The organism is Pacificibacter marinus, assembly GCF_900109555.1.
Lineage (GTDB): Bacteria > Pseudomonadota > Alphaproteobacteria > Rhodobacterales > Rhodobacteraceae > Celeribacter > Celeribacter marinus_C.
This window is the reverse complement of sequence record NZ_FNZV01000016.1, coordinates 83,315-91,985: the sequence shown is the minus strand read 5'-3', so window position 1 is coordinate 91,985 and position 8,671 is coordinate 83,315. Positions and strand designations below refer to the sequence as shown.

General features: G+C 53.4%; 8 protein-coding genes. All 8 read right to left on the bottom strand.

Annotated features, from left to right (window positions below; genetic code table 11):
- Positions 1-429: 429 nt before the first annotated feature.
- On the bottom strand, positions 430-657 hold the full coding sequence (locus tag BM025_RS16935; RefSeq protein WP_085850560.1) for a hypothetical protein: 228 nt from the start codon (positions 655-657) through the stop codon (positions 430-432).
- Between the two features lie 132 nt (positions 658-789).
- Positions 790-1,248: a thermonuclease family protein gene (locus tag BM025_RS16930; RefSeq protein WP_244515891.1), complete on the bottom strand. Its 459-nt coding sequence runs from the start codon at positions 1,246-1,248 to the stop codon at positions 790-792.
- A gap of 567 nt (positions 1,249-1,815) precedes the next feature.
- A complete protein-coding gene (locus BM025_RS16925; RefSeq protein ID WP_085850562.1) occupies positions 1,816-3,552 on the bottom strand; it encodes an ABC transporter ATP-binding protein in 1,737 nt (578 codons plus the stop codon).
- Positions 3,549-4,394: a metallophosphoesterase family protein gene (locus BM025_RS16920; protein ID WP_085850563.1), complete on the bottom strand. Its 846-nt coding sequence runs from the start codon at positions 4,392-4,394 to the stop codon at positions 3,549-3,551. The genes BM025_RS16925 and BM025_RS16920 overlap by 4 nt, the downstream gene beginning before the upstream one ends.
- 56 nt (positions 4,395-4,450) lie before the next feature.
- Complete coding sequence (locus tag BM025_RS16915) at positions 4,451-6,001, bottom strand: ABC transporter substrate-binding protein (RefSeq protein ID WP_085850564.1); 1,551 nt, start codon at positions 5,999-6,001, stop codon at positions 4,451-4,453.
- Positions 6,002-6,074: 73 nt separating this feature from the next.
- The gene (locus BM025_RS16910; protein ID WP_085850565.1) at positions 6,075-6,953 is read right to left on the bottom strand and encodes an ABC transporter permease; all 879 of its coding nucleotides are present in this window, start codon (positions 6,951-6,953) and stop codon (positions 6,075-6,077) included.
- Between the two features lie 11 nt (positions 6,954-6,964).
- On the bottom strand, positions 6,965-7,891 hold the full coding sequence (locus BM025_RS16905) for an ABC transporter permease (protein ID WP_085850566.1): 927 nt from the start codon (positions 7,889-7,891) through the stop codon (positions 6,965-6,967).
- Positions 7,888-8,643, bottom strand: a complete 756-nt coding sequence (locus BM025_RS16900) for an HAD family hydrolase (RefSeq protein ID WP_090875446.1) — start codon at positions 8,641-8,643, stop codon at positions 7,888-7,890. The genes BM025_RS16905 and BM025_RS16900 overlap by 4 nt, the downstream gene beginning before the upstream one ends.
- Positions 8,644-8,671: the final 28 nt, after the last annotated feature.

Below are 8,671 nucleotides of genomic sequence, written 5' to 3'. Positions count from 1 at the left end.
GCTGCTATCGCTCTAGCCAATAAATTAGCACGAATGGCATGGAGTATTCTAAGACACAAAACGGCGTTTGACGCGCCAAGAGACGAGGTTGCTATCGGCGTCTGATAGACCCGCAGCAATCCAAAGGAGTTCGCGATAGATAGCAAAGCATGGAACGGAAATATTACGCCCCCAGAATCTGACGGCCCAAATGGTCATAATCGACCTTGCAGCTAATGAGATCACGGCGCGTGCGTAACCCCAACAAGGCCACGACCCGCGTGTCGATAAACAGGCCGGATACATATGAGCGACTTCCGAGAACATGCCAGAAATCATTTGCGAACAGCAGCCGGTACATACATTAGGGCCGAATACGCAAAAAACTTCTGGAAATTTCTAAAACGCAACGGTATCTGCCATGCGTTTTCTAGAATAAGAGAACCGATTTCAATTCGAACCGTCTTCGTTCATTTCGGCAATTACAAGTTCGGCGGTCGGGCCTAAAACCATAAGGGCGATGATTGAAATAAACGGTGAAAATAAGAGCGTCAGAAGAAGCCACCCTAACCTTGACCTGCCGCGCGCTGCCGCCATCGACATTGGAAGAAGGACACAAACATACACGATGAGCCATAAAAACAGTACTATTCCAACTAGACTTGCTGCGCCGTCCATTCCGAAAATCCCCTTTGAGCTGCCGTATGGATAAGACATCCAAATGGCTAAATACAATTTAAGGTACGCGGCGACATTCCCCAAATGCAACTATATCTTAGCCAGCGAATGGCCGATCCAGAGCTGCGGCGCTTACTTGTTAAAAACATGCATATGACCGCGCTGCCTTGCAGCGGCTTTCCAGTGTTTTTTACGAACGCCATCCGGTTCGAATTCTGCATATTTGCCGCCCGAGAACTTTGGCCAGTCAATTGCAAGGCCAGCTTTGACCATTTCCGCGCTAAGATCGCGTCCGTCAGGCAATAAGCAAGTCGCAACGACGCGGTCATATGAAATGTCGGGCTCTAATTCGGCTGTAATAACCTGCCCTTTGCATAGCCTGACCAATTCCCATTTGGATTTTTGGCCCCAAGGGTGCTCCAGTTCGGGGGCGTCTATGCCAGCCAAGCGGATGTTGATCTTGCCAATGCGAATTGTATCCCCATCGACGACATAACACTTTCCAGAAAGGGTTTTATCGTAGCTCAGCCCAACCTTTGGAGATGCTTTCGCCTCTGGAGACAATGGTCTGGTAGGTGGTGTCCGAACCACACTAGGGGTTGCCAATCGTATTACTGGCTTAGGCGAGTACTGTCTTTGAGGCTCCTTAGGGACTTTGGGTTTTTCGCGAAAAAATGACCTAAGAAGTGAGCTGAAGGATGGAAATCTAAACAAGTTGAAACTCTATTTTGAAATTATGCAATCTGAGAACTATAGCGAGAAAAATTTTCACGTCAAAACTTGTGACGGTAAGACTGAAGTGTGGCACCTCTGATCGACTTAAAGTCAACCGCTTTTAGCCTATATGAAGTCTAAACCTTCACGCTATGTTCCGTCCAATTACAGAGAGCATCTAATCACTTTAATGATTAAAATCAATTAGATGCTTAGTCTTGCAAATCCGTGTACAGGAGTTCGATTCTCCTACTCGCCTCCATTTACTTTCAATAGCTTAGCTGACCTTAGTTATGAGTAGATAGTATATTCTACCCACAGTGCTACTCATTCCCGTTCTGTGCTTGTTCTGTTCTAAACACAAATAGCGCAACATTTTGAAGCTATGAATATTGGTATTTCCACCACAGATCAGTCAAGTACACTAAGTACTCCGTCTATTTTTCAATATCCATCGAACTTGTACTCATCTAATGTCCTGTCATAGGACGCGCCCCCGTTTAGCGCGATGACCGCGGATAATGCGGGGGCCAAAGACCTTATGCCCGATGTGCCACTGACAGCCTGAGCACGATCAAGCCGAGGCACAGCCGATAAAAGGCGTTTGGTATAGGCATGTTGAGGATTATTTAGAACTTGGCCCGTTGGACCTGTTTCAACGATTTCCCCTTTCAGCATAACCGCGATCCGGTGACTGACCCGTTCAACAACCGCGATATCATGACTGATAAACAGCATAGACACGCCATCACGCTGTTGAATATCGGCCAAAAGCTCTGTGATGCGTCGAGCGTTGGACACATCGAGTGCCGAGACGGCCTCGTCTGCGACAATGATCTTAGGCTTAACAGAAAGGGCACGCGCGATGCAGATGCGCTGGCGCTGGCCACCAGAGAACTGATGCGCGAAGCGGTCTACAGCATCAGATGTAAGCCCCACCCGAGACAACAGATCAAGCGCTAAATCGCGCCGCCCCTGGTAATCAACCAGTCCGTGCAAAAAGGCCGGTTCGGTTACTACATCACGGATCGACATCCGTGGATTTAGCGAGGCATAGGGATCTTGAAAGACCATCTGAATATCAGCGCGATGCGGCTTGAGCGCGGCCCTTGAAAGCCCATCTATGCGGTGCCCACGCAGCTCAATCTCACCGGCGGATGGCTCGACCAACCGCATGATTGACCGCGCAAGGGTCGATTTCCCGCAGCCAGATTCCCCAACCAAGCCAAGCGTCTCGCCGCGCCCCAATTCGATAGACACATCGCTTACGGCCGCGACCGCGCTTTGGCGCGAAAACAACCCGCCGCCATAGGCTGTCGTTAAATTGCGCACCCGCAGCACGGTTTCGGTCACGTTGAGCGGGACAGGTGCGCCCTCGCCCAGACGCGGCGACGCAGCCATCAGCTCTTTTGTATAAGGCGCATTTGGGGCCGCAAAAAGAGTGGACGTAAAGCCCTCTTCAACCTTGCACCCATCTTTAAGCACCACGACCCGATCTGCGATTTCATCCACAACGCCAAGATCGTGCGTAATGAACAAAACGGCCATGCCCATGTCTTTTTGCAAAGACGCGATCAGTTTGAGGATTTCTGCTTGGGTGGTGACATCAAGCGCGGTTGTTGGCTCGTCCGCGATCAACACTTCGGGTTCGCACGTCAGCGCCATGGCGATCATCACCCGCTGGCGCAAGCCGCCAGAAAGCTCATGCGGGTATTGGTTTAAACGCCGTTCTGGGTCCGGAATTTTCACCCGTTCTAAGGCCGTAAGGGCCGCATCGTGCGCAGCGCGCCCCCTCAGGCCAAGATGCAGCGAAAGGGTTTCACAAATCTGTGCGCCGATTGTCATTACTGGATTGAGCGATGTCATAGGCTCTTGAAAAATCATCGCGATCCGATCACCTCGCAAGGCCCGCAGTTGGGATGCGCCAAGAGTGGTAATCTCAGCTGGTTGCGTGCCGTTTATGCGGATTTCGCCGCTGGCGATGCGCCCCCCCTCCCGCTCAATCAAGCGTAGGATCGAAAGCGCAGTTGCGCTTTTGCCTGATCCGCTTTCTCCAACCAATGCAAGCGTTTCGCCGCGGTGGATATCAAAGGAGAGCCCGTGAACGGCCTCGGTATCGCCAAAAGCAACATGCAGATCACGAACAGACAAAACGGGCGAGTTGAGGGGGCTTAGGTTCATTTGCCTGCAACCTCTGATAAGAAAGGGGCCAAGGGCGGCGTCCAGCGTTGATGCGACGGGGTGATGCGTGCTTCAAACGGATCATCGCCATAGACTTGCCAATGCAGCGTTTTACCAAGCGTGACCATGCCCCAAGCCCGTGCCGGTTCGCCCGATGTTGTGAAGCTTTCGGTGAGGCTTTGTTGGGTAAGATGGGAAATGCCATCTACCGTTGTCACTGTATTCCAATGCACGTGACCTGCGATACACGCAACCGGAACACGAGCTTGAGCAAGGGCCGCGCGGGCGCGATCCGCTTGGGGATAGGTTGAGACAGATGCATTGCGCTGAAAGTAATAATTTCCGATCTGACTGTGGCCAGAAAAGGGAACATGGCTGGCAACCAATGTTGGCTTTTCCGCACGCTGTGCTGTCTGGGACAGCCAGAGCAAATCTGCCTCGGGCAGATCAAAGGCGTGGCGCTGGGTCTGGCGATGAATTTTCGCATCGGCGCGCCACAAAACAAGCTGCCAATCGCCGAGATCAATGATTTGATTTCCGAGGTCTGCACCAAGAATTTCAACGTTGTCTATAACGCACAAATGATCGCGGTCATGGTTGCCGCAGATGTGGTGTACGGGCATTTCGAGGCGTGCGAAAACATCGGCAACTTCGCGCTCCAGCCGCTTATCAGTTGGCGTGTCGACATCAGAGATGCGATCCCCCAAATCAAGCACAAGATCAGGCTTTTCAGCATTGGCCCAATCCGTAAATTGACCAAGCAAATCAAGGGCGGTGTCGCCGCGTTTGGTATGCGAAGGCGCGCCGTGGTGAATATCGGTTACAATGGCTATCCGGGTCATGGATATGGCTCCTTTGGAGGGAGTACCGGGCGCTATGCACCCGGCACAAGTTCGGGTTAGCTATCGGTCAGCGTAATGCTGCCCGCGCGAAAATCGAGAACATAGGGGATATGGCCAGGCATCGGTGCCCAGTTGATCGCATTTTTCATGCCCCAGCTTTCAAACGGACGATAAAGCGGCAGAACTGCGGGGTTTTCTTTCACCCGTTCCATCAGCTCGGCATAGGCCACTTTGCGCTCTTCAAGATCAGTGGAATACCGGAAGCGTTCCCATTTCTGAGCATAGTCTGCATCGGTGTTAAAACGGCCTTCGCTTTGCGATGGACCATCAGGGGCCCACATCACTCCGAATGAGCCGAAGGGATCAGCGAAATACATCGGGTTAGACCAGTTGCGCGCCATCAGATCAGGCGAATTTCCTGTCCATTTATCGCCAACAACAACCTTGCCGTTAAGACCCACAGCCGCCCACATTTCCATGATCGCTTGCGCGGCCAACAGACCATTGGTGTAATAGCTTGGGGCGGTATCGAACGTGATTTCAAACCCGTCATAGCCGGCCTCTTTCAAAAGGGCTTTGGCGCGTTCTGGATCGTATTCGAACGTTACAAGATCAGGCTGATGCAGCGCACCCATTTCTGCCATAGTATGGGTTGAGGGAACGACCCCTTTGCCAAGCCACAGCGCTTCGTTCAGAGCATCGCGATCAATGGCAAGGCTCATCGCTTGGCGAATGCGCGGATCTTCCAGCTTAGGGTGGTTTTGGTTCATGATCATCACATGAAACAGTGCCGTCGCTGAGCCTGCTGTTTTAAGGTTTTTATCTTTGTCGATCAGGGATAGCTGATCAGGCGCGATATTGGTGATGATGTCCGCCTCACCCGTTTTAAGCGCGGTCAGGCGACTGGCCGTTTCAGAAATTTGCACAACATTGACGCGTTCCAGCGGAGCTTTATCACCCCAGAAATTATCAAAGCGTTCCCACACCAGACTTTCGCCAGGTTGGAATGTTTCGATGCGATAAGGCCCAGTGCCAACAGGGGCAAGCGCGAAGGCCTCAAAATCGCTGTCTTCAGCCACAAGTGGGTCACCAGTCAGAGCTTTTGTATAGGCTTCGGGGATGATCATCACTTGCTGAAGCGAGATGAGTGTTTCCCAAAGCGGCTCTTCGCGGTTGGCGCGAATGCGGATGGTGTGTTCATCGACTTTTTCAGCCATCGGGAAGTTGGCCAGTCGATCCTTGGCGCGCACAACATAGGGGGGGAATGTCGCTTGCATCATGCGGTTAAGCGAGAAAATCACATCATCGGCTGTCATGGCATCGCCGTTGTGAAATTTCACATTCTCGCGCAGTTTCAGCTCCATGATGGTCGGTTCGATGAGTTCCCAAGAGGTCGCCAGCGCCGGCTCCCACTCAGGCGCAAGTTTGGTATGATCGCGATCAATCAGCGTATCAAAGCTATTGTAATAGAACTGCGATCCCACGTTGGAATGATCGCGGCCAGGGTCAAGATAGGCGGCCATATTGGCAGCCCCAACAGTGATTTCTTGGGCGCTGGCAGCAAGCGGCAGCGCGGCGAGAGCAGTTGCTAACATTAGTCGGAACATGAAGTTCTCCGGTTTTGTTTTCAGTCATGAATTAAGGCCGTTTGGTGCGGCTCTTTGAGAGGTTATTTCGGGGTTATCTGTCGCGCAGACGCACATCGGCACGATCACGCAGCCAATCGCCTAATATCTGCACGCTAAAGGTCAGCGCCATGATCAGCGCCGCAGGAACAAGCACGATCCAAGGCGCCGTTGGCATGTAATCGCGGCCAAGCCCAACCATTGAGCCAAGCGAGGGCTGTGGGGGTTGCACGCCAAGCCCAAGAAAGCTGAGCGTACTTTCAAGGATCACGATGTTGGAAAGCGCTAGGGTGAACTGCACCACAAGCGGTGAAATCAAATTGGGCAGCACATGGCGCCAAGCGATGTAGATCGGCCCTGCCCCTGCGGTCCAAGCGGCCTCTATGAACGGCAGCGCGCTAAGGCGGCGCACTTCGGCGCGCACGATCCGCGCGTATTGTTCCCACCCTGCGATACCAAGCACCATGACAAGCACGGTCAGGCTTGACCCCATCAGCGACAGGATTAACAAGGCCACAAGCGTAAACGGAATGGCGATTTGCATATCCACCAAGGACATGATCGCGTCTTCAGCCCAACCTTGGCGTAGACCCGCGATCAAGCCCAGCGTACCGCCGATCAACAGACCAATCACAGCGCCCGCAAAAGCCAGTGAAAGCGTCAGCCGCATCCCGTGCAAAGCGCGCGAAAGAACATCACGGCCCAGTTCATCTGTCCCGGCCCAATGCCCCACAGCAAAACGTTCAAACCCAAGCGGCGGACGCAGACGACTGAGTAGGCTTTGGTCCAAAGGATCAAACGGTACAATCAGCGGTGCAAAAAAGGCCGAAGCAAACAAAAGGATCGCAATGGCAATTGCCGTTTTTTGGATAAAGTTGGTTTGGTTGGCTTTGCGCTTGCTTAGGCGCATGATGGGATCTGCGAGTTGAACCATGATCTTATTCCTTAACTATGCGCTAGGCGGATGCGCGGATCGGCAAACGCGTAGGCGATGTCGGTGATGGCATTGATGACAACAACGGCAATGGCCACTGTGATCACCCCGAACTGAAGCACGGGATAATCGCGTTCTAGCGCCGAGTTCACCAACAGTTGTCCAATGCCGGGCCAAGAAAAGATGTTCTCAACAACCACGCTTCCCGCAGCTGCCAGCCCAGCAACCTGCAATCCGATCACAGAAATCACCGTGACCCCCGCATTGCCAAGCCCATGGCGCAAAACCACGCGGGACTCGCGCAGGCCTTTGGCGCGAGCTGTGCGGATGAAATCCTGACCTAGCGCATCAAGCATGGCGTTGCGGGTAAAACGGGTCAACGCGGCAACAAGGACACCAGACATCGCAATCGTCGGCATGATGAAATGCAGCAGCGTGCTATTGCCCACCACTGGCAGCCAATTCAGCCAGTATGAAAAGGTCAGGACCATAAGGATCGAAAGGATAAACGAGGGCATGGCATAACCAGCAAAGGCAATCATCATCACTGCCGACCCAACCCAACTTTTGCGATAAATCGCCCCCAGCACGCCAAGTGGGATCGCCACAAGAACCGTAAGCCCGACAGAGGCGAGCAAGAGCTGCCCCGAAGCCCAAAGCCTATCGCCAACAACCTGCGTAACAGGACGGCGATCAATAAAGCTAAGTCCAAATTCGCCCGACATCGCGCCGCGCAAAAAAGCCAGATATTGCTGCCAAAGCGATGCATCGAGCTGAAAGTAACGGATCAGCTCCTCACGCCCTTCAGTTGTAAGGCCTTCCCCAAGAAAGGTATCGATCGGATTGCCCGAAAGGCGTGTGGCGATGAATGTGACGGTAAAAATCGCAAACAAGGTCACGACAGATTTTACCACGACACGAGCAAGATACGGGATCATTGGGCCGCACTCCTTTGGATGTGAATGAAAGGCATGCCAAGGTCCGCCGCTGCGCGCCCGTCTGTTAGGGCGTTATCCCCAACAAAGACCGCGTCCTGCGCCCGAAGGCCCGTTTGCGCCAGCGCCATCGACAGCATTTTCGGGTCGGGTTTGCCGAGGGACTTCCAGCGCAGATCAGGCGCGATGGCACACAAGGCCGCAAGCAAAGCGCCCGTTTCGGCCACAGGCTGATTGTCATGGCCTGGATGCGACAGGTCTTCATTTGCGACCCAAAGCGGCACACCACGCGCCACCAGCGCAAGGATTTCCCCAAGCGTATCAACCGTTACACCAGGGTCGCGGCACAGCAGGATCGCATCAGGATCGCGCGCCTCAGGATCAAGCCCCATGGCCCGAGCACGCGCTTTCAATTCTGCACAGGCAAAGAGGCGCAAATGGCGAATGTTTTGGACCTCGGCCAAATGATTAAGCGCGATCTCTCCGGCCAGCAGAATGCGCGCGGCTGGCACGGCAATGTCCATCTCGACAAGGCGTTTGGCCATGATTTCAGCTGTTGTGTCTGAACTGTTGGAGACGATCCACAACCGCGCGCCGCAGGCAGCGACAAAACCCGCAGTTTCACTGTACGCGCGCCCCTCTGAGATCAAGCACCCGTCAAGATCACACAACACAATCCGCGCGTTTTCGACGGCGTGAGGATCAAGTTTTGGGAATCGATTCGTTAGCGAAATAATGGTCGTGGTGGCATCCAATTGGGCGTCTCCTGATCGGTGCAGGGCA

Bases quoted from the DNA above. Each gene is read 5' to 3' on its own strand.
- BM025_RS16935 (WP_085850560.1), bottom strand. From the start codon at position 657: ATGGACGGCGCAGCAAGTCTAGTTGGAATAGTACTGTTTTTATGGCTC.
- BM025_RS16925 (WP_085850562.1), bottom strand. From the start codon at position 3,552: ATGAACCTAAGCCCCCTCAACTCGCCCGTTTTGTCTGTTCGTGATCTG.
- BM025_RS16920 (WP_085850563.1), bottom strand. From the start codon at position 4,394: ATGACCCGGATAGCCATTGTAACCGATATTCACCACGGCGCGCCTTCG.
- BM025_RS16915 (WP_085850564.1), bottom strand. From the start codon at position 6,001: ATGTTCCGACTAATGTTAGCAACTGCTCTCGCCGCGCTGCCGCTTGCT.
- BM025_RS16910 (WP_085850565.1), bottom strand. From the start codon at position 6,953: ATGGTTCAACTCGCAGATCCCATCATGCGCCTAAGCAAGCGCAAAGCC.
- BM025_RS16905 (WP_085850566.1), bottom strand. From the start codon at position 7,891: ATGATCCCGTATCTTGCTCGTGTCGTGGTAAAATCTGTCGTGACCTTG.